Genomic DNA, 21595 nt, shown 5'->3' on the forward strand with positions numbered 1-21595 from the left:
ACGGCTGTACCCAGATGTCTCACCCATCAAAGTTGACTTGCCAGACCACTAGTAGCATATGGCTCCTTATTTACTTGGGCGTGGCTGGAATTATTTCAAGGCGTTAATTATTTTCGGAGAGCGCTAGGACTTATTGTACTTGTTGGTATTATCGCTTTAAAGGTTCAGTAGTTATTAAGACTAACTAAATTAAGCAAAATTAGTATCCGCTTAGAAAATCGGGGTAAGGAGTAAAAGTAGACTCTGCATCGTAGAAGATGAGACATGATGTAAAAATAGGGCTTGATAGTGTAAATTATTTGTCATCTGTCTTGTACTGTCTGTAATAGGCTATTTTTGAAGCGAGATTCTATATGCATTTACTCAAAGTATCTATTTTGACAGTACTATTCACTGCATTTCCATATGTTCAACAAAGCCGTGCTAACACCATTGCGCCACAAATTAAGACACAGGTTCGGGAAATAGCACAGTGGTTCACTGGCTTTTTTGATAATGCCCAACAGGTGGCTAATAGCCCTTATGTGCCATTAATCACTATATCGAATTGTAGTGTGCAACTGGATGATACTAATCCTCTGGCTGACACACAGAACATTTATCTGGAGCAAGAAAGTCCAGGTTTTGAACGCTTACGTCTTTATTCTTTTAGTGAAGGAAATTCGGCTGTTAATCTAACTATTAGCAGCTTTTTGAATGAAAATACTGTACGTGGGTTATGCAATCATTCTAAGTCTACGCGAACTGTTAGTATCAACAATATTGAGAAAAATACCTGTAATATCCAATTATTTTCAGAGGCGAACAGCTATATAGGGAATAATGCTCCCAATGGATGCATAACAAGTAATGGCTTCAAAGTGATTTCTGATGTAACTATTGAGCAGAGTAGCATCGACTCGCTAGACAAGATTTTTGATGCTAAAGGTAATTTGCTTGTAGCTACACCTATCGAATTTCGTCGAATTGCCTCTGTTCCAGAACCCTCTTTCGCATTAGGGTTGCTGGCTTTGGGAGTTTGGAGTACAAAAAAGGCAATTTCAGATAACCTAAAACAGAAGTCACAACGGACTTTTTAGCATGAAAATCCGCCCAGTACGGCAGCAAATCCGCAGGCGGCAGCAACCGCTACAACTTAACCTGAAAGCCTGTCTAGAAAAAGCTTTTACATATTGTCTCATTGTCTCGTTCCCAGTCTCCGACTGGGAATGCCATCTTAGGGGCTGCCGCGGCTGCCGCCTCCCTTGCTCCCGGCAGAGCCGCTTTTCGAGTTGCATTTCCAGTGGCGCAGATGCATTCATAATTCGTAATTTATTTTAAATCGCCACATTAAAGCTCAATTAACTTGAAACCCCAAGGTTTCAAAGCTGCTAGAGCTATTTCTGGATCTACACCTTCATAAGCCTCCCATTCCAAGGGGTGTTCTTTTGGATGTCCGTCGCCAACATTACCTGCAACTTTAATTATTGGACAGTTTGCCAAGCGATCGCGCTCCAGCCCTTTTGGAATTGCTAGCTGAACTTTGTGACCAATAAACTTCGCTGTACTTGAATCAGCGACAGATTCACGGATTAAACATATATCACCAGCAGTCCCCCAAGTAGTTTGGTATATATGGAGGAACGATATATAAGTTGCTGGTTTGATGGATCTTTTTAGAACGTGCATTATCTGTAATCCTTACACTATGAATCAAAAATCATAAATCATACAAGTATTTTCTATCACGTTCGTAGGGAAGAATGTTTTTAACTAACATTTTGCACCTAGCTTAGATGATTATAAATCTTCTGGTGGAATATAACGGTTTTCAGTTGAGTCCAATAGAAACTTAACCGCCAACCCCTTCCCTAGTAGGCTAATCATAACTAATTATGTGGACATGATATGAGGAAATGACAGAAGTAAAGAAAGCCAGGATACTTGACAAGATAAACAAAGAATGTAGTTAATTGCGTGGCGAGTGAGGTTGTGAAATGCTGTTGTGGAGTGTGGTCACTCCTTAACAGATTCTTTTTTGGGAAGCTAACTTAAGGCTGCTCAAAGCCAGCAATTGTTTTTGCTTTCCAAATTGAGCTTTAGCCCTTGAAAATGATATCGTACAGTGAAAGCAGAATCTCCACCACAATCAGAATCACCACATACCACTCTACTCGCTGGCTACTGCTATGCTGCATGAACTCCAGCACAGTTTGTGCAGTTTGGGAAATTAGCTGTAGTTTGCGTTCTAGAGCATTGTGACGCTCACGAATTTCATATTCATCCTCCAAGCGCAGATATAAATTTTCTAGCTGTGGAGATTCCCAGAGCACCTCCGGCTTATCGATTATCTCTACTCGACCGACAATCTTATGTTGAACTAACAGAGTGGTCCCAAGTTGACGCAGTAATTCCCGGCTCTCGCGTCTTCCCCTGTGTTCACGTTGGAGACTCGCTGCAAACGGTTCAATTTGATCAAATACAGCTGCTAGGCTAGTTTCATAATGAGACAGCACAACACTCTTGGCGAGAATATCAGCCACTATCTGCAAGCGTTCTACACTAAATTCATGTAGCAAAATTTTTCCTTCCTTAACTCGCTCACTCTCTGCTACGTTGAGATGAACTTCTACCTCTTCTGTTTCTGGGTCGGCAAAAGAGCCACTAACTTGAGAGGATAGTTTGGTCAAGAAGGCTACCTTTTCCACAGGCTCAAGGTTAAACAGGACAACTGCACCATAGTCCAGCAGTACCGCACAGCCGTGTTCACCTACTGTAACTATTACTGGCATAGTCGCCAGGCAAACGTAATTCTCCAACGTCTGTAAGTTAATATCTTTACCAATGAATAGGGCCTGTGCTGTAAATCTATCTCTGTCATTAAAAAGGAGTTTTTGCATTGTCGCCCTATGCTATATTCTGCCTGCTGAACTGCTCTGGTAGCGATGTCTACGACGGGCTATTTGGCGTCGCAATTGATGAATGTTGTTGGAAATCACTACAATCTCAGCTTACCAATAAATCTATCCAGCACTAGCTTAGTACGCGTCGCGGTACTCTTGAAGTAGAGGCTCCGATAAAATTTACAACCCAACACTTGAGATATTTCTATGGGGTGACGTTAAGGGGAAAAGGGGAGGCAGAAGAGGCAGGGGAGGCAGGGGAGGCAAGGGAAGCAGGGGAAGCAGGGGAAGCAGGGGAAGAAAAAATTGGATAGTGACGATGAATGCAGGAATTGAGTAATTTAATTCTAGTATGTCCCCAAATTCCAGTTTAAAATCCAAAATTCCAGGAGTATTGGGGTGAGGGTGCATCTACATGTGAGTTAAAAGCAATGGGATCTTTTTTTATTTAGAAGTCGCCTCTGTGTGCTTGTTTGCACTCCTGTTTTGGCTCAGTTTTCAAAACTACACAGGTTGCAATATTCAGCGAGTTTCTAAATTAGAAACTCGCGCCTCTAATTTATTGACTTGTTGCTTCAATTCAACCACCAAAGTTGCAAGCCGATCAAACATCGGATCTTGCTGTGATAAGTTTCCTCTGGAACGAGTTGACTGTCGTGGGGTAAGTGTTGTTCTTGGGGATGGAGACTGGCGGCTTCGACCGAGTTGAGACTCTATCTGATTTAATCGCAATTCGACACGATTAAAGTCCGCTTCCAGGTTGTTGATGCGGGACTCAACTTGCTGCGATGAAGCAGTGTTTGCAAATAACCCACCCCAGATAATTGTTGCTAAAATCCCAGCAAATATTAGCACTTGGATTTTTTTCATAACAGTCTATTTAGACAGCAGAGCAAACGCATCTAAATTACTCTTGACAATAGACAACAACAGTGAATCAACCGAGAGTTGCTGTTGGTCTGTTAACATCTTAGCAGTCTGCTCCTCTCCATTGCATCTCCCCGAAACACCTATTGAGCCAAAATGACTATTACCTGCAAACTTCTTTTACAAAATCACGCTCAAGATTGGCAAGAAGCAACTGTGCATCCCTTCCTTGAACAGTGTCAATTAGGTATAATTCAACTCCAGCAATTCAATACATGGTTGATGCAAGATTATCTGTTTGTTGTGGAATTTACACGGATGGTAGGGCGAGTATTAGCCAGCGCACCTCCAGAACATTTTGATGTGATACTTGGGGGATTGGCAGCTCTTAAAGACGAACTCAATTGGTTTCAAGAAAAAGCTACTGAACGACAACTCAATCTTAATATAGAGAAACAACCAACCTGTAGAGAATACTGTGAATACATGCAGAGTCTTGCAAACAAGCCTTATGCTGTGCAAGCAACTGCATTTTGGGCTATTGAATTAGCCTATAATCAAGGTTGGCAACTACCAGGTAAGATGCCTACACCTTACAATGAATTTGCAGAAAGATGGGGAAATATTGATTTTACAAAATATGTAAAACTTTTGGAACAGCAAGCTGATGAGGTTTTAGAAACGGCAGAGGGGGATATTCAAAAACAAGCTGAAGAATCTTTTTTAATGGTGGCAAAATTTGAACATAATTTCTGGCAAATGGCTTTTCACATAGCACAGTATGAATCAAAATAGTTATTTATAACTCAAAGTTATGCTAGACGATGTGGTGGTAGTAAATATGTAGTGATTTACTTTTAAGTCGGCAAACAGGTATTGTAATTATGAATAAAATACCAAATACAGGGCGTCCGCATCATATCAACAAAAGGATTTTATTCTTAATAAGCTCCAATTAGTCCCATTAATTACTGCTGATTGACACAGATTTAGGGAGCGCTTTGAGTTTGGAAAACTAAGCCAAACCAGAAATGCTGATTTTTTCGTTGGTTTTTAAGCTTGGTCGCGATCAAATCACGAGTAATTTAGATGCGGTCGCCCTGATTTAGACAGAATATGTTGGGATGGCTACAGAGTAAAATTCGGAGTCACTTCATTTATTTATCCTTTACTAAATTAGAAAATAACTTCTGCCAATCGATAGAGTTAACAGTATTTTCTCCCTGTTTTACCTCAAACGTGACATTAGAAGCGATCGCTAGTTTTAGCGCTTGTACACAAAGTTCTGCCACATCCTCACGGCTGATTTTGCCCTTAATATTATCGCCTTGCTCGAATATTAATTCCTTACCCCCTGGTTCCTCAGTTAAAGCACAAGGTCTAATAATCGTATAAGGAATCCCGCTTTCTCTTAAACTATCTTCTCCCTTCAACTTCCAAGTTAAAATTCCTCCCAATTGGTCATTTAATTTCACTGCTGGCGGTTCTTCGTCTAAATTAATACCAGGTCGTCCGGGACGAGTCACACCTGCTGAACTAACTAGGATAAATTGTGGTAAAGCTTTACCGCCGTAAGCTGTTATTAATTCCAACTGCAAAGCAAAACCACCGGGAGAAAATTTGGGATTCAGAGCACCGTCATATTCAAATTTGCTCAACATTAGTTGGAATGAACAAACTCTACTCTGCTCAATTGGCGGCGCATCTTTGACAACTTTTGCCCGAAAGACGGGAATCAAATCTGCAAAGGGAATGTGAACATCTATCCAGGTATTAGCTACGGTATCGAAAGAATAGCTGTAGCCAATGCCATCCCATTTTGTATCTGTCCGCAGGAATATTTTATAACGCTGACCGTCACCTTTGACGCGCAATTTTACACCTTCGCAATCAGATAAGTTAAAGGGGGGATCAAAATTCTTAGTTCTAATAGAAGCAAATCCACCAGAGTTAGCGGTGGAAACATTACCAGCAAACAAAGCTGTATTTTCTACTAATTGGATATTACTGGCACTCACGCCACCCATGACGACATCATCCAGCGCCCCCCAATAATCCTTTAATTCTGCTGATGGCTTGGTGAAATCAAATATTGGTTTTTCGCTTGCTTGGGGTAAATATTTTGCCGCCGCTTGAACTAAGTTTTTGACACCTTGATATTCTACATTTTCTGGGGTGTCGCCAACAATTTCTGGTTGGTAAAATTTAACACCTTGATTATATTTTGCTCTATCTGCTGTGTCTCCTTCAACTGGTTGCACACGCACTGCTGTGCAACAAACTAAAGCTTGGATATCAGCCATAACTAAAGGAGTTAAAGTTTCTGCTTGAGTGATATCCGCAACTACTAAGTCTATATCATTACCAAGAATTGACCTGGCTCTGTCAATGTCTCGAACTAGGGCGCGAACTTTATAACCTCGTTGGAGCGATCGCTGCACTACTCGTTTCCCGACGCCACCTGTTGCACCTGCTATTAATATTACACCCACGTTTCTTCCTCCATTGGGTTTATCTTGATTATCCTTAGGACGGCCTTGGATTAACTGCTGTACCCAGTTAAGGAAAGGAATTACCTCAAAGTAAGTCAGGGTTTCGATAAACCTGCCTAAATCCCATTGAGAACGATTTTTGTCAGTCACATTTGCGTCCTCACAACTTCCTTCAGTTTAGCCCAATGTCTGCTTCTCCAAATCCTCCGGTACTCAGAGTTTGGATAATGCTGAGTTGCTTTAATTAGGGGAAAGGGTGCAGGAGATACCTGTAATCTATCACCTGTAACCTATCCGCTCAATCACGTTAGGATACTTAATGAGGTGTTCCTAATCAAGCGGTAATTTACTTATGAGCCAACTTGAAAACATTCAAGCTGAGTACGAAAAGTTTACTGAAGAAGTTGAGAGTGTAATCATTAGCACCGTGAGCGCCCAGGCAATACCCAATGCTAGTTATTCTCCCTTTGTAATGGATGATTCCAAAAACATCTACATTTACGTCAGTGGTCTTTCAACTCATACCAAAAATATTTATGCCAATCCTCATGTTAGTGTCTTGTTTATCGAGGATGAAGCCAAGAGTAATCTAATTTTTGCCCGTCGTCGTTTAAGCTTTGATTGTACGGCAACTTTGATAGAGCGTGAAACTGACAAGTGGAATCAAATTGTTGAACAATTTCAAGGGCGGTTTGGTCAAATTATAGAAGTTCTGCGTGGCTTGTCTGACTTTCGGATTTTTCAGCTAACTCCTAGTGAAGGTCGTTTTATACTTGGTTTTGGGAATGCTTATCACATCAGTGGTAATGACCTCAATCAACTTGTTCAAATCACAGGAGATAGTAATAAAAAGCAAGAATGAATTATGAATTAGTTTGACTGTATGCAAATTAAATATGAAATAGCTTAGAAGAGAAAAAGTTTACTTACTTCGATATTTCTCGGTAAGCTTGACTTTATAACTCGTAATTTTGTTGCCTTCGGGTAAAGTGCCATTAAACTATACTTTTTAATTTTATGCTTCAGTTTCAACCTCCTGGCTTTGGACATAAACTTATCCATACATCCTTGGGGGCAATGGTTTACTATACCCAAACGAATGCACCTTGGGCGTTTGCTGATACTGAAGATTTACCTCCACTACTGTTTCTCCATAACTTTGGTGGTGGGGCGTCTGCGTATGAATGGTCTAAGGTTTATCCGGCTTTTGCCTCTAATTACCGCATTTTAGCTCCCGATCTAATCGGCTGGGGTGAATCGGCTCATCCAGTCCGCGATTATAAAATTAGGGATTATCTCAGCACGATCGCAGAGTTTATCATTGAAACTTGTCGTCAACCTGTTACCGTGGTAGCCTCGTCTCTAACAGCCGCTTTGGCTATTCGTCTAGCTATTGTTCAACCCAATTTATTCAAAGCCCTGTTTTTGGTGTCCCCGTCTGGATTTGATGATTTTGGGCAGGGCGCTGGACGCAGACTTCCGCTTTCGGTGATCAATGCGCCTCTGCTGGACAATTTTATTTATATGCTTGGTGCGGAAAATGAAATTGCAGTCCGAAATTTTTTACAAAGTTTTCTGTTTGCCAAGTCACAACGAGTTTCTCAAGAAATGGTGGAGGCTTATTTAACCTCTGCACAACAGCCTAATGCCAAGTTTGCCGCTTTGTCATTTTTGCGGGGCGATCTTTACTTTGATCTGAGTTTATATATTAAACAACTGACAATTCCCACGAGCATCTTTTGGGGAGAAAAGGCACAATTTACCAGCATCAAATTAGGACGACGCTTGGCAAATTTAAATCCAACTGCAATTCAAAATTTTTATGCGATCGCAGATGCAGGAATATTACCTCATTTGGAAACTCCAGAAGTTGTAATTGGTTTATTGCAAAAGTATCTTGGGAGTGGGTAGTGGGGGATGAGGGAGCAGGGGGAGCAGGGGGAGCAGAGGAGGCAGTGGGAGAATAACTAATGCCCAATGCCCAATGCCCAATGCCCAATGCCCACTCCCTACTTAGAAATTAACTGTGCATTTAATGCTTTAGCGATGCGATCGCCAGAAGCTTCTAAGTGGGCTAAGGTGTAAATATCAAGGCTTTCACTCAGTTGTTTGAGTCTGACATCAATAGCTTTTTGCAGTTGTCGCAATTCATACCAAGCTAATGTCCGACTATCTTCGGGCGTATCAGTAGTACCCAACATCATCTCTAGCAAAATATTTAAATGTTCCCGTTGCAATGAACGGCGGATGCTAGAAATTGGCTTTGATTCTCCTGGGGTTAAAACTTCTGTCCAGATGCCTGTTTGCAAGGTGTCGAACAGTTCCGGGATGGAAAGTGCTTCTCCAGGAAGAGTTTTTAATTCTATATCTTGTAAACGATTCAGGCGATCGCTGTCTAATAGCGATCGCAGTACCGCACTTTGGAACTTCAAAATTCTTTCGTGAATTGGATAATCAAGGCGATTGTTAGGTACAGAACTACCCCAGTGTTCCCAGCGCGACGGTGCTAGTTGATTCAGCAATTGTGGTGAAAAACTGAAAGCATCCTCAGCAAACACATACTCTTGTAGCTTTGTCAATGCCTGACGTTGTTTTAAAAGTGAAACTGGTACAAATGCCCAAGAGGTATCATCACTAACATGGAGACGCCGAAACGATTGTCCACCAATGTATTTAGAAAGTAAGGTGGCGTTGCGAAAATAATATTTAAGTACTCTATTGAATGAAACGCGCAGGTTACTATAACTTTCTCCTTTCGATAGATAACCCTTGTCAAGGTGCTGCCACATAAAACGGGCATTATCCATTTGCCACTGCGAATAAAGTAGCACATCACTACTCATGTCCCAGACATTTGCCAAAGGATTAATGTCCCAGATATCTTCATCAGTTGCATAAGATAATTCTGGTTGAGGCGATACCAGTGCAATCTGCTCCAAAAAACCTTTTTCTGATTCTGGAATGATTCCCTCAAGTGTTACTGATGGATTTCTTTTATAACCATACTCAATTGCCCATTCGTCGTAGGGCCCAACAACTCCTGGAAAATAATCACCTTGCTGTACTCCCTGTGGTGCTATATTCACAGGGAGATAGTCCATCACCGAACCTACTAAACCTTTAGTGCGAGTGATTTCAGTATTATTTAATTCTTCGGGCGTTAACATAGTACTTCCGTGAAAGTTGTGGCGCAAACCGAGAGTATGCCCGACTTCGTGAGCAATCAGAGAACGCAAATATTGATGCACATACTCCTTCATGGTTTCACTACCGGATGTAGTGTTTGGCAAAATTGACAATGCCAACGCCCCCATTGCGGCTTGATCTGAAGACTCCATGCTATAGCAGAAGTCATTGTCTACTAAATGTTGTTCAGGAAAAGCTTTAAAACCTTTCGAGAATGTTGCAGATAAATTACCTGGACATGGGTTTTTGCCCAGTTGAGAAAAGTGTCCATTCGTAAAAGATGAATTTCCTTCCATCAGTGCGTGATATTCTTGCTGAATTGAACGCACCATATTGGCATCCACAATAATATCTGCATCCAATATTTCCCCGGTGAGTGGGTTAACGCGCACTGGGCCTCTGGCAAAACCTGCATCTAAAGAATTGAACCAGCGAATAGTGTTGTAATGTACATCTGCGGGTTGCCAATCAGCATCATCTGGCATTTGCTGTACTTCAATAGCGTTTTGAAATCCAGCTTTTTCAAATGCTTTGTTCCACATCAAAACACCTTCACGAACTGCATCACGGTACTCTAGTGGTACAGCATTTTCAATCCAAAACACAATTGGCTTTTTGGGTGGAGATAAAGGGGCATTAGGATCGGATGGTTCTAGATGCCAACGATTGATGTAACGTACAAATGATTCGTGAGCATTATTAGAGAAATCTTGGAAAGCGGTAATAAAATATCCCACTCTGTCATCTGCAAGTCTGGGAATATAACCAGTGTTTTCTCTAAGCTGAGAAAAACTGTAGTGTACCTTCAAAGTGAGTGCCCTGCTATCAGGTAAGGTAACTAAATTTGCTCCTTCTGGTGATGAAAAACCGTAAATTGAATCAATTTCTACGTTTTCTGGGAAGCTATTAATATCCCCAAAATAAGACTTGTTTGCATCTAAATGGTAATCAGCCTGCAAAGAGTATTTTAATAAAGGAGTTAATCCAGGAAAATCCTGCATTAGCAGTTCATCCAGGCTGATCAGAATATTTTTAGTGCGTGGATTAATAGTGTGTATTTCTAGTGAGTAAAGAACCGAATCGCTAAAGGAACGAGCAAGCGATCGCTGTTCTGGACTACTTTCAGCGCGGAATTTTACATTACGAACAACAAAGTGCAATCTATTGTTTACTCGTCGGAAGTAGAAGAGAAAATCAGAAATAGGTAATCCACTATAAATTCCACTTTCCCCCACGCCTGATTCCAAGGTTGCTATAGCTAAATAATCTTTATTTAGCTGCTCTGGTTTAATTTCTAAATAAATTTTGCCTGAATCCTCGGTGCAATAAAGTGTAAAGAGTCCGTCTATATCTGAACTTTTGTCTATCTCACTAAATTGGCGAAAATTTTCCTTTATACGTTTAGCAAGATTATTGTCAGCACTTGCTAAGTTTTCAACTACTGGAAGTGTATTTAATTGTTGCACATCAAGATTTGAAAGTTGGTTCGCCCCTGCGTAATCACTTGATAAAAACAAGTTATACAGTAATACTATACAGATTGCTAATTTCCTTATCCAGTATTTCATCCTTTGGCTTTCCACCTGAAGCAATTCTCGTGTTTAGGAAAAAATGTGGATTAATTTGTTGTCTGCAAGCCCTTCAAATATCTAGGGATTACGGTATAAATCCACTAAGTCAGACAAAACTTTGTCTTTAGCCTAAAAGTCGTGTGACTATTGATTGTTATTAGTAGCTATTTAGGAATGATCCATTAAGGATATATATCTTAAGGTAGATAATTTATCTAACCAAAGATATATGTCTTTTTTAACTTATATCTGTATTAAAAACCAAATGTAGCATTAAAAATGTATTTAGTGCTACATTTGCCAAATGAAGGAATCTCAAGCATGATTTAACAACAGAAAGCGCAACTCCTAAAAAAGCTGTTATTGAACGAGAAAATGCTTTTTTCGGATGAATTATGGGAATTTAAAGTAATCCCAATCGTTTTCTCACATCCTCAATTGGTTCTTCCCAATGATCTTCAAAGCGGTAGCCCAACAAAAAATCAGCTTTCTTGCCTAGTTCTCGCCCTTTTGCCAGGTTAGCGAAAATTTCTTTGATTTGTTGGGGAGCCAAGATGGGATAGAGCAATTTAGCCAACCATAAACCGACTTGGAGTGAGTTACTGTAGTTTTGTGTAGCAGCAAAAGCAAGTACACCAATTTCTCCCGCGTATGTGGTGTCAAAATCAAGCAATACATGAAAAATATCGTGGGTAACTAAATATCGCAGAGCAAATACATTACGTTTGGCAATGTCTTCTAGTTCTGGGCTGATGGTTAATGGTTTAAGTTGATTTATCCGCATGTGATTGGCATATTCTCGCCCAAATGAGCCTTGAGGGTATTGACTTAATTGGTTCAAATCAATTACGGGATAATATCCCGCTACTGGTTGCAGTTTATAGGCGACTGTTGGAGAAACTTTAGCACCGAAGAATTCAGATTTAAGAATAGCAATATCACCCAAATTTTCGGAGTTTTTGTAAGCCATAATCGCTTGTAGTTGTTGTAGCTTTTTGAACATAATGATTTTCCTTGGTATATTGAAAAAATGGAAATCAACGCAGTTTAGCCCTTGATCAAATTTTTAATAATAGTTTGATGCATTGATTCAGCAGTCACTTTCGGATAATGCTCTCTCCCGCTTGTTATACAAAGTTTTTAAAGAAAGGCAGTATTTTTCGTGCCCATAGACAAATCGCAAATATCGATGCATCTAATAACTCACCTCTTCCCCAAGATTTAAAAATTATCTATTTTGTATAACTAAAATATGCCTTTTGCTAGAAGGATAGTTATCTTTTTTATAGCTAATCTTTACTTGTACTCAAAAAATAAGCTAAGTGGCATGATAAACTTGATTTCTAGAACGATTGGTGACATCAGTTCCTTACTTAAAGGACTTCAGGTAAAACGTTTTTTGGCTGTTGTCCTAGTTGGTTTTCTAGTACTGACGACGAATGTTACTTATGGGCAGAATGACAAAGGCTTAAAGGAGAGAGTCCGCGAACAGGTAGAGCAAAATGATGCTCAAAGACCGAAAACAATAGGGCAGTGGAATAAAGAAGCTCGTGAAACGGAAGGTTCTCCTGGTGAACGGCTTCAAAAGATTGCTGGAGAGTCAGCAGAAGCCTTTAAAGAATTTGGATCTGGGTACGCAGAAGGTGCTCAAGAAACTGCTAGTGATGTAGGGGACAGTGCGGCACAGGCGGGCAAAAATATCTCAAACCAAGTTAGACGTTAAATGCGTTCCAATATCCTATTGGCAGCGAGTACTAATCACTTTTCGCCAATAAAAGAGTAATCATAGGAACGCTGGTGTCTAACCACCGAACTCTTCTAACATTTGGGTAACGCGTTTACCCTTGCAGATGATAGCTCGTAGCGTTTCTCAGTGGCATAAATCAAATATAGTCCTTTAGTAGGGGCGTACAGTTAGCTGTGCGCCCCTACTGCATCTTGCACCCTAAGTTTTGAGATGCGTTATCGTAGACATCGCCTAGATTGCAAAATTCGGCGTTGCAGAACAGTGGCATGAATTGGGGCAAGCAGGAGGAGAATTTTGGAAGTTGCTAAATCATCCTGCAACTATGCAACGCCCAAAATTTAGATTAAGACCAGATAATAAATAACTTTAAGTAACCTCCTCACCAGTTGGCACAAATAAAGTGAACTATTAAAGTTTGTCATTTGTGAATTATAAGTAGTAAAAAACACCTGATGTAAAACAGAAGCGTCATCGGCTTTTCGTAGAAGAAGGAAAAATGACAATCATTACAATATAGCTATGTTTTTTTATACCCACTCATTTAACTTTTATAAATTAATTAAGTATATTTTTTTACAATTAGCTTAATGGTGTAACAACAGCCAAATAACCATTTAATAACTAATCAAAAACATGAAACAATGAGGAGACAGTTAATAAAAAAGCACATAAATAATTAGCTATATGAAGCAATCGAAGAGCACGCGAAGACGGGGAGTTATCTTAACGATCGCTGGGTTGAAGCGCTTACAAGCGGCAATTCTAGCTATGGAAAAGGTTGAAAACAATGGCGAACGCTTCACTCTAGAAGATTTAGGCGATCGCATGAATGTTTCTACTAAAACTCTAAACCGATTATGGTCGTTGGATAAAGGCGTGGATCAAAAAACCCTGAAATTGTGCTTTAGCGCTTTTAACCTAGAATTACATAGGGAAGACTATGCAATCCTAAGTGAACCGAATAATACTGTAAACTATCAAACTTCCTTAGTAAGTCTAAACACAGAACAAAAAGTATCTCCGTATTTAACACCAGATTTATTTGTTACTCAACAGCATGACCAACTCGAAAATCTTTGGTCATACCCAGATGGCCCCGTACCTCTAGATTCCCCCTTCTATGTAGAACGTCCCCCCATTGAGGAACTAGTTTATCGAGAAATAATTCAACCAGGCTGTGTGATTCGGATTCGAGCACCAAGAGAGATGGGAAAAAGTTCTCTTGTGCTGAGGCTTTTAGCCTTTGCCGAGATGCAAGGTTATCGCCCAGTTATCCTGAATTGCAAGCAAATGGATGCAAACTGTCTGACAGACTTGAACAAGCTTTTACGTTGTTTTTGCTGGCAAATTGCCACAGAATTAGGGATTGACCCCAAGCTAGATGAAAACTGGCATGAGGAAATAGGTTGTAAGTTGAGTTGCAGTTTATACTTGCAATCTTATTTACTCAAGCAGAGTCAAAGTCCTGTAGTTTTAGTGTTAAATGACGTTGACCGCTTTTTTGAATATCCTCAAATTGCTGAGGAGTTCTTTAGTTTGTTGCGTTCTTGGTATGAGGAAGCAAGACAAGATACCGACTTGCAGAAACTGAGGCTAGTGGTGGTTTATTCCACAGAAGTGTATGTTTCCTTAGATATCAACCGCTCCCCATTTAATATCGGACTTCCGATCCGTCTGCCAGAATTTGCTGAACACCAAGTAGAATACTTAGCCCAACGGCATGGGCTAGACTGGACTAGTCATGAGGTTGCTCAACTGATGTCCCTCGTGGGGGGACATCCTGCACTAATTCGGATTGCTTTATATTATGTATGCTGTCAAGGAATTACTTTAGAAGAACTGATACAGGAGGCGATCGCTAACGGTGGAATCTATCGTTATCATTTATGGCGACACTGGGCAATCCTACAAGAAAATGCCACTTTGGTAAAGGCATATATTCGAGTTGTGACTGCAAAGCAAAGCATTTCTCTGAATCCCATTGATGCTCATAAGCTCGAAAGCTTGGGTTTGATTACTTATGAAGGCGATCGCATCCTCCCGCGTTGCGAACTCTACCGTGCTTATTTTAAAAAACAATTAGACGTTGCGGAATTTGAATATAAATCATTGCAAAAACGTGCCTGAGAAAAACTATCAGCGGCTTTTTCTCTCACGCCTCTATGCTGCTAAATCTAGTCATGCGATCGCTCGTTGCTAATTCAGGTAGTTTTACAATGAAATTCTATTGTTTGATTAACACTCTGATTTATTTAAAGTTAACTTCTTTAGGAAGGCCTTTTTAAGAAACTTGTATATCTTGTAGCTTTGCTACCATTTCTGCACGCGCCGAAACCTTCAACTTACGAAACATCCTCTTCAAAGCTTGTTTGACGGAATTTTGCGTAATCCAAAGTTTTTCTCCAATTTCCGCGTTTGTTAACCCTTGTGCCACTAACTCGGCAATTTCTAACTCACGCGCTGTTAGAGGACTTACTAAAAGGGTATTGGATATTTTTGGTTTTGACCGTAGGCTTGCCATTTTGGCTGACAAATGAATACATAAGGCACTTAGATCAGCTAAATCGTTGCCATTAAAAGCAGGATTTCCCTTGTCACGAGCCAAGTTAAGCGTTCCGACAAGACGACCATCGCAAACAATTGGCCCAGTCATCACATGTTCGTGATCAGAACGCGAGCAAAAATGCTTCCAGTCTGCTGGTGATAATAATAACTGTTCATGGGCGGGAGCGTGACGCTCAACCACGTAGCGCCCGACTGGATTGCTTTCTAAGCATACTGCCGGAATGCCCTGAACATCGATTTGGGTCGTTGGTTGCTCATCTAGAAGATAAATACCCCAATTTTGCACGCCAAAATGGTCACTAATTTTATCCGTGAGAGCTAGTTTTAATTCTTGCTCATTTTGGACATTAGCGATCGCATGAAATACAGCGTGGAGAGAATTAACCATAAGTGTACCCAGTTGGGGACTATCCAAGCCTCAACAATTACTTCTATGCTAATACCAACGAAACTAAAACGCTAATTACAGTAGCGACTAGGAGAAGCACATGACAGTTACACAACTCTCTGCTCAGGAACTTTTCCGGGCTGCTTATGAGAACCGCTACACTTGGGACAAGAATTTCCCTGGTTATACCGCAAATATTACCTTTAAGCATGATGATAAAGTGTTTACAGGCAAAGTTATAATCACTGCCAATCTGAAAGCTGAAGTTTTGGATGTAGATGACGAGCCAGCCCAGAAAGCAATTCATGGTCAAGCCTGGGAGATAGCAATCCACCGCGTCCGCCGCAGCTTTGAAGACACCCACAGCGCCAATACCTTTAGTTATGGTAAAACTGACGAAACTGGTGCAGTTGAGCTTTTAATGGGTGGTAAGGCTGAGGGCGATAAATACAAAGTCCGCAATAATGAAGTATGCCATGTTCACCGTCTAATCCACGGTACTTACGTGACAATTGACACCTTTAGCAGTCACGACACCGGGGAAGGCTACCTATCGCACCGCTATGACTCTGTGTACCATGATCCCAAGACTGGGGAACAAAAGGGCGGTAGAAGCGAATTTATCGATGAATATGAAAAAGTTGGTGACTATTTCATCCTAAATCGTCGGGAGATTCGTACCGAGACAGCAGGACAAGTATCTATTCAAGAATTTATCTTCTCTGATATTAAATTGTTAGAACCTGTTGCTGCTTAAGCTATATTCTGTAATTTAAAAAAAAGCGTAGGTGCAGCCTACGCTTTTTTTGGCCTTTTGATATGAAAGAATATTGATAAAATATTCCTGGCGATCGCCTCAGATATAATCAATATATAGAAGCTAAGAGGCTCTTATCCAATCAAATATAGGAATCCGGTTTGATTTTTGAAAAGATACGTAGGGTGCGTTAGCGACAGCGTAACGCACTATTACCAGGGATTCGGTGCGTTACGGATTTCATCCTAACGCACCCTACAATACTTAACTTTGTTCAAAAATCAAATAGTAATCCTATAGTAAACAAAATGACACAAATATCTTCTAATCACACACCACGTAGAGGAAGAGTATTTCCAGAACGTCAACTATCACCAGAAGAAAGAGCCAGACGCAAAGCTGAAGATGAGGTATTCTATCAGCGTTGTCGAGTAGTATTTGACAGAGTTCAACCAGAGTTAATCAAAGAACACTACGACTGGTTCATAGTCATTGAGCCTGAAAGTGGAGACTATTTTATAGATCCAAATGAGGATGTTGCCAGAACAAAGGCTCGTGAAAAATTTGGTGATACTTTGCGTCTCATGATGCGAATCAATGAGACTGGAGCCTGTGGCACAATATGATTTTCGGAGAGTTTAATAGTAAAGGCGAGTTAATTAGAGGTGTTTTTGGTAATACTCCTCTATCGCGCCTACACTTTTTAATAACGGCGAATCTAACGACTCAATCCAATCAGCCACTTCACGAGCCAGCCCAAGGGTTGAGATTCCTCCTGATGCTTCAAGTTTACCAGTCAGCGTCTGACTTTTAATAGATTCTAGGGCACTGGTCAGATTATTCAAACGCTCTGAGTGTTTAAATTCTGGTTGTTTATCTCTACGAATCTGTTCGGCAATCTCAATAGCTTTATCGAGCAAATTGATAAATTCTTCTGTCTTGGTTTTCATGAGTTTTACGGACAACTAAAATCTTGTTGGACGATATTTTGTCCCTCAGCCCACTCAATCTTTGGATCTCTTGTATCTTTAATAAAAGTCTGTTGACCACCGCCAGGATAGCATTGAGTGGGGGTTTGAGGGGCAACAATGCCTTGATAAACTGTCGTTCCTGCTGGCAAAGTAACTGGTTGAATCATAGTGGCTTTATTGCCCCATAATTGATTGAGGGCTAGATTCCTAATTACTTCTACATTTGTTTCATATTTATCAGTTGTTAAATACCTACCATATCTGTTCTCACTGCTACTATAGTAGCGATAAAAAGTTTGGGGCTGCTTTAGCTTGACTTCCTCACATTTAGAATTTAGGAAGGTAACGGCAATATCAGATGGCAGAGGGCATGAAGAACTAACTTCTTCGGCAAAGACTCGTGATGAATTGAATATAGTCCGTGGGAATGAACTGACTGAAAAACTGAGGATGCTTAAGCCAATACCTACAGAAACAGACTTCAATTTCATACAAACTCTTCCTCTTAACCTTTTTTGAATATATAAATTCCAAAGCAAGCTTCGTTCTAGTGCAGTGGGTTTGTTAGACCTCTGAAGATAGTGATGCCTACGGTACTAGTTTTGGATTCGTGTGTGGTATCGAAAAATACCCTATGCTTTATATTCTCAGCTTTAAAGCAGGGATGCAAGGACAGTTAAGAAATTTAAGTAAAAAGTTCAAAAAATTTTGCCTTCAAAATTTGCGGCGATGCCTATAGCAACCCCTTCAAGTGTACGCGCAAAATTTCTTGAATTACCTGTTGTACAGCTTCTTTGCTCAAGCTACCATCCACCCGCACAATTCTTGAGGGATAGGATGCTGCTAACTCTGCGTATCCTTGCTGAACGCGCCGATGAAAAGCAATTGTTTCTTGTTCAATGCGGTCTAATCCTATTCCATCTCCCCGTTTGCGGGCTAGTCCTACTTCGACATCCACATCTAGCCAAATAGTTAAGTCACTCTCTAAACCACCAGTGGCAATATGATTAAGCTGATTGATTAAACTCATGTTAAGACCGCGACCATATCCTTGGTAGGCAATGGTAGAGTCAGTGTAGCGATCGCATAAAATATATTTCCCTGCTTGCAGTTGCGGTTTGAGTTCTTGTTCAACGTGTTGCGCTCGGTCGGCAGCATACAACAAGAGTTCTGTCACTTGTGCAACTGGCTCTGCCTTTTCTAGTAGCAAACGGCGAAGATGTAAGCCTAACTCTGTTCCACCGGGTTCACGAGTAACAACCACAGAAATACCCAGACTTTCCAACCACTCACAACAAAGCTGCATTTGGCTGGTTTTGCCACAGCCTTCCACCCCTTCAAATACAATTAATTTGCCACTCATGCTTTTTAAAGTTCGTTGCAATAAACTTGTTCACTGACGTTTGATCAAGAATAGCGTGAAGTGTTACGGGCGGGCGAGACGCTCACCCCACAATCAGTAGTTAGATATTTTTGTATTTGGAAGTCTCTAAATACACAAAAACAAGTTTTTGGCAATTTGGCAGATCAACTATTTTTGATACTGGTATTTTTGGGATTGTGCAACGAGTGTAGCAGAAGTTGTTTTAACCAGGTGCTCGATATTTTTAAGTTACTTCTGTAATTCCTTGAAGACATCAATTGCAGCTAGTGATTTCAACTGGGATGTAAAGGTATCGGTGCATAATCAACTCATACAGGAAATTAATTATGTCGGGCGTAATTAAACGTCGTCAATTTATTCAGGCAACGCTGGCAGCAACCGCAAGTATAGGTTTACCTAGCATTGCTTCTGCCTATCGTGGTGAAGAATGTGTCGAAGCGCTAGTGATTGGTAGTGGTTTTGGTGGAGCAGTTGCAGCATTGCGCCTTGGTGAAGCTGGAATTAAAACCATAGTATTGGAGCGAGGACGACGATGGCCAATCACCGCCGCAGGTAATACTTTTTCCACATATCAGAATCCAGATGGTCGGTCTACTTGGTTGAGTCCAAGTACAGTTATCTTCAATCAAGTTCCGATTGATGTATACACTGGTGTTCTGGATGTTAAGGTAGGCGATGGCATCATTGTTTATCGTGGGGCAGGGGTAGGAGGCGGTTCGCTAGTCTACAACGCAGTTAGTTATCAACCAACTAAAGAACTTTTTTATCAAGTCTTTCCACGCAGCATCAAATATGAGGAACTGGATAAAGTTTACTACCCAAGGGTGCGTTCCATCCTCAACCCATCTCCAATACCAGATGACATTCTAAAAACTGACTACTATTTGGCAAGCCGCATCTTATTAGAGCAAGCAGCCAAAGCTGGTTTAAAAGCTAAGAAGCTTGATGTGGCTGTTGATTGGGATATTGTTCGACAAGAAATCGAGGGTAAGAAGGTTCCTTCTGCGATCACAGGTCAAGTTTACTATGGTCTTAATAGTGGTGCGAAAAACAGCTTAGATCGAAATTATCTCAGCATGGCAGAAGCTACTAAAAAGGTAGAAATCCGACCCCTACATGTGGTAAATACCATTGAAGAAGAACATGCTGGGCGTTTCCGAGTTACCTGCAATCAGATTAATGAGCAGGGAGTTGTACTGTCCAAAAAATCCTTTATCTGTCGCTATCTGTTTTTAGCAGCCGGTTCCATTGGTACCACCGAATTGCTTTTGCGTGCCAAGCACAATAGGACATTGCCTCGTCTGAACAATCAAGTCGGAAAATTGTGGGGAACTAACGGTGATGGGGTGAGTGCGATTGTTACCTCTAGTCAAACTAATGCTACACTGGGCGGCCCAGCATCGGTAGTAATTGAAGACTTCGACAATCCCATCGCTCCATTAGTCATTGAGCAACTTCCTTTTCCGATAGTTCCCCAAGGTGTGTTAGCTCCTGTGAGCCTAGCGATCGCTAAACCAGAGGGCTATCTTACTTACAATACTTCTACACAATCAGCTAATCTGTTCTGGCCAAAGAACTCAGCCAACAATCAAAAAATTACCCAGGCTAACCAGTATACTTACCAACTGCTCAATCAAGCTAATGGTACAACTTTTGGCGCACCGCTTGATTTTAGTGCTACAGCTCATCCCCTAGGTGGTGCAACTATGGGTGCTGTATGCAACACTTATGGAAAAGTCCACGGCTATTCCAACTTATTTGTTGTTGATGGTTCCCTCATTCCTGGTTCGACTGCCTGCACTAACCCATCGCTAACCATCGCGGCTTTAGCGGAGCGGTGCATGGATCGCTTTCTCAACAAGAAGCTTCCTGAAAGTGCAGAGTGGGAATAAGAAGGTAGGGGTAAAGATCGCGCCTTAAAGTCTAAATTATGGCGTCAAGAAATGCTGGTGTTGTGAATAAATTTTCTCTATCGAGAGAATAATTATTAAGTGTAATTCCGAGCAAAAACTCTTTGTTCAGAACCTTTAAGAGATGGGAACTCTAGCTAATAAGCTTAATTACAGTATCCCACCCAGCATTGCCAATCATGTCCCATCCTGCTCATGCTACTTTGGGCCAATCTTCTTACCCTCGCTTGACTAGAAGCCTAAGTGCCGTTGAAAGTTGGGGCTTTGGCTTGACGGCTCATATTTCCTGGACAGCATTGGTTCCAGCAATTCATGCTGCTCTCGGTTCCCAAGCTATTTTTGTCTGGATACCTGCGGTGATTTTTGGAATGCTGCTCAACTATCAGGTAAAACGCTTGGGTATGCATTTTATAAATGTGGCTGGAGGAACACCTAACTATGCTACCAAGCTGCTGCAAAACTACCCCGGACTAGATCGCTATGCAGCAATTGGATACCTGCTTAACTGGGTTTCCTACTTAGCAGTTAATACAATGGTACTCAGAGATTTAATTAATGTGAATTTGGAGGCGCTGGGTATTACCTGTCCAGAAATATTTCTGGATATTGGCTTTACACTGTTGCCGTTTATCGTGGCGTTTAGTGGGACTCGCGCCCTGAGTATTTTACATTTGTTTTTTGTAATTCCAGCCCTTGGACTGTTAATTACCTTTTGTGTACAGGGTCTAACGAACTTCTCAAAGACCAATTTTCTGAAACCTATCAAGAAGCACGTCGTCTCGATGCTGTCCTCAAAGCAGAAGGTAAGCGAAAAAGCCTCAGATAAGCTAATCGGCATTTAAATTGCAACATAGTCACTATTGCCTTTGTTTTTT

Annotated in this window: 20 protein-coding genes; 10 read left to right on the forward strand and 10 right to left on the reverse strand. The window is 40.9% G+C overall.

Features of this window, described 5'->3' with window-relative positions:
• The first annotated feature begins 353 nt into the window (after window positions 1-353).
• Window positions 354-1079, forward strand: coding sequence for a chromophore lyase CpcT/CpeT (locus VB740_RS29445; protein WP_323203381.1), 726 nt, complete (start codon window positions 354-356; stop codon window positions 1077-1079).
• Between the two features lie 250 nt (window positions 1080-1329).
• Here VB740_RS29445 and VB740_RS29450 read toward each other — a convergent pair whose 3' ends face one another.
• The 3 genes from VB740_RS29450 to VB740_RS29460 all read right to left on the reverse strand — a co-directional run bounded on the left by VB740_RS29450 (window position 1330) and on the right by VB740_RS29460 (window position 3752).
• Window positions 1330-1668: a hypothetical protein gene (locus VB740_RS29450; protein WP_323203382.1), complete on the reverse strand. Its 339-nt coding sequence runs from the start codon at window positions 1666-1668 to the stop codon at window positions 1330-1332.
• Window positions 1669-2078: 410 nt separating this feature from the next.
• The gene (locus VB740_RS29455; RefSeq protein ID WP_323203383.1) at window positions 2079-2879 is read right to left on the reverse strand and encodes an RMD1 family protein; all 801 of its coding nucleotides are present in this window, start codon (window positions 2877-2879) and stop codon (window positions 2079-2081) included.
• A gap of 525 nt (window positions 2880-3404) precedes the next feature.
• Complete coding sequence (locus VB740_RS29460; protein ID WP_323203384.1) at window positions 3405-3752, reverse strand: hypothetical protein; 348 nt, start codon at window positions 3750-3752, stop codon at window positions 3405-3407.
• Window positions 3753-3905: 153 nt separating this feature from the next.
• Between VB740_RS29460 and VB740_RS29465 the strand changes: the two genes are divergently transcribed.
• Complete coding sequence (locus VB740_RS29465; RefSeq protein ID WP_323203385.1) at window positions 3906-4544, forward strand: TenA family transcriptional regulator; 639 nt, start codon at window positions 3906-3908, stop codon at window positions 4542-4544.
• 362 nt (window positions 4545-4906) lie between these two features.
• On the opposite strand, the gene VB740_RS29470 is transcribed toward VB740_RS29465, so the two are convergent.
• Window positions 4907-6391 (reverse strand): CIA30 family protein, encoded by a 1485-nt coding sequence (locus VB740_RS29470; protein ID WP_323203386.1) that lies wholly within the window; start codon window positions 6389-6391, stop codon window positions 4907-4909.
• Between the two features lie 202 nt (window positions 6392-6593).
• Between VB740_RS29470 and VB740_RS29475 the strand changes: the two genes are divergently transcribed.
• Both VB740_RS29475 and VB740_RS29480 read left to right on the forward strand, forming a co-directional pair.
• On the forward strand, window positions 6594-7103 hold the full coding sequence (locus tag VB740_RS29475) for a HugZ family protein (protein ID WP_323203387.1): 510 nt from the start codon (window positions 6594-6596) through the stop codon (window positions 7101-7103).
• A 155-nt stretch (window positions 7104-7258) separates the two neighbouring features.
• A complete protein-coding gene (locus VB740_RS29480) occupies window positions 7259-8152 on the forward strand; it encodes an alpha/beta hydrolase (RefSeq protein WP_323203388.1) in 894 nt (297 codons plus the stop codon).
• A 98-nt stretch (window positions 8153-8250) separates the two neighbouring features.
• On the opposite strand, the gene VB740_RS29485 is transcribed toward VB740_RS29480, so the two are convergent.
• A complete protein-coding gene (locus tag VB740_RS29485; RefSeq protein ID WP_323203389.1) occupies window positions 8251-10995 on the reverse strand; it encodes a zinc-dependent metalloprotease in 2745 nt (914 codons plus the stop codon).
• Between the two features lie 406 nt (window positions 10996-11401).
• Window positions 11402-12001 (reverse strand): Coq4 family protein, encoded by a 600-nt coding sequence (locus tag VB740_RS29490; RefSeq protein WP_323203390.1) that lies wholly within the window; start codon window positions 11999-12001, stop codon window positions 11402-11404.
• 324 nt (window positions 12002-12325) lie between these two features.
• On the opposite strand from VB740_RS29490, the gene VB740_RS29495 reads away from it, so the two are divergent.
• Together VB740_RS29495 and VB740_RS29500 are read left to right on the forward strand one after the other, a co-directional pair.
• Window positions 12326-12721 (forward strand): hypothetical protein, encoded by a 396-nt coding sequence (locus tag VB740_RS29495; RefSeq protein WP_323203391.1) that lies wholly within the window; start codon window positions 12326-12328, stop codon window positions 12719-12721.
• Window positions 12722-13429: 708 nt separating this feature from the next.
• Complete coding sequence (locus tag VB740_RS29500) at window positions 13430-14872, forward strand: AAA-like domain-containing protein (RefSeq protein ID WP_323203392.1); 1443 nt, start codon at window positions 13430-13432, stop codon at window positions 14870-14872.
• Window positions 14873-15026: 154 nt separating this feature from the next.
• Here the strand turns inward: VB740_RS29500 and VB740_RS29505 are convergent, their stop codons facing one another.
• Window positions 15027-15698 carry a LuxR C-terminal-related transcriptional regulator gene (locus VB740_RS29505; protein ID WP_323203393.1) on the reverse strand — a complete coding sequence of 224 codons (672 nt, stop codon included), beginning with the start codon at window positions 15696-15698 and terminating at the stop codon, window positions 15027-15029.
• 100 nt (window positions 15699-15798) lie between these two features.
• On the opposite strand from VB740_RS29505, the gene VB740_RS29510 reads away from it, so the two are divergent.
• Window positions 15799-16455, forward strand: coding sequence for a DUF3386 domain-containing protein (locus VB740_RS29510; protein WP_323203394.1), 657 nt, complete (start codon window positions 15799-15801; stop codon window positions 16453-16455).
• Between the two features lie 308 nt (window positions 16456-16763).
• A complete protein-coding gene (locus VB740_RS29515; RefSeq protein WP_323203395.1) occupies window positions 16764-17081 on the forward strand; it encodes a hypothetical protein in 318 nt (105 codons plus the stop codon).
• Between the two features lie 33 nt (window positions 17082-17114).
• Here the strand turns inward: VB740_RS29515 and VB740_RS29520 are convergent, their stop codons facing one another.
• The 3 genes from VB740_RS29520 to tmk form a co-directional block, all read right to left on the reverse strand.
• The gene (locus VB740_RS29520) at window positions 17115-17405 is read right to left on the reverse strand and encodes a hypothetical protein (RefSeq protein ID WP_323203396.1); all 291 of its coding nucleotides are present in this window, start codon (window positions 17403-17405) and stop codon (window positions 17115-17117) included.
• Between the two features lie 5 nt (window positions 17406-17410).
• Entirely contained in the window at window positions 17411-17917 is a 507-nt protein-coding gene (locus VB740_RS29525) for a hypothetical protein (RefSeq protein WP_323203397.1), read from the reverse strand.
• 242 nt (window positions 17918-18159) lie between these two features.
• Window positions 18160-18789: a dTMP kinase gene (gene tmk / locus VB740_RS29530; RefSeq protein WP_323203398.1), complete on the reverse strand. Its 630-nt coding sequence runs from the start codon at window positions 18787-18789 to the stop codon at window positions 18160-18162.
• Between the two features lie 347 nt (window positions 18790-19136).
• Between tmk and VB740_RS29535 the strand changes: the two genes are divergently transcribed.
• Entirely contained in the window at window positions 19137-20702 is a 1566-nt protein-coding gene (locus VB740_RS29535; RefSeq protein WP_323203399.1) for a GMC oxidoreductase, read from the forward strand.
• A gap of 197 nt (window positions 20703-20899) precedes the next feature.
• Window positions 20900-21562 carry a hypothetical protein gene (locus VB740_RS29540; protein WP_323203400.1) on the forward strand — a complete coding sequence of 221 codons (663 nt, stop codon included), beginning with the start codon at window positions 20900-20902 and terminating at the stop codon, window positions 21560-21562.
• Window positions 21563-21595 lie beyond the last annotated feature (33 nt).

Source organism: Nostoc sp. UHCC 0251, assembly GCF_034932245.1.
GTDB lineage: Bacteria > Cyanobacteriota > Cyanobacteriia > Cyanobacteriales > Nostocaceae > Nostoc.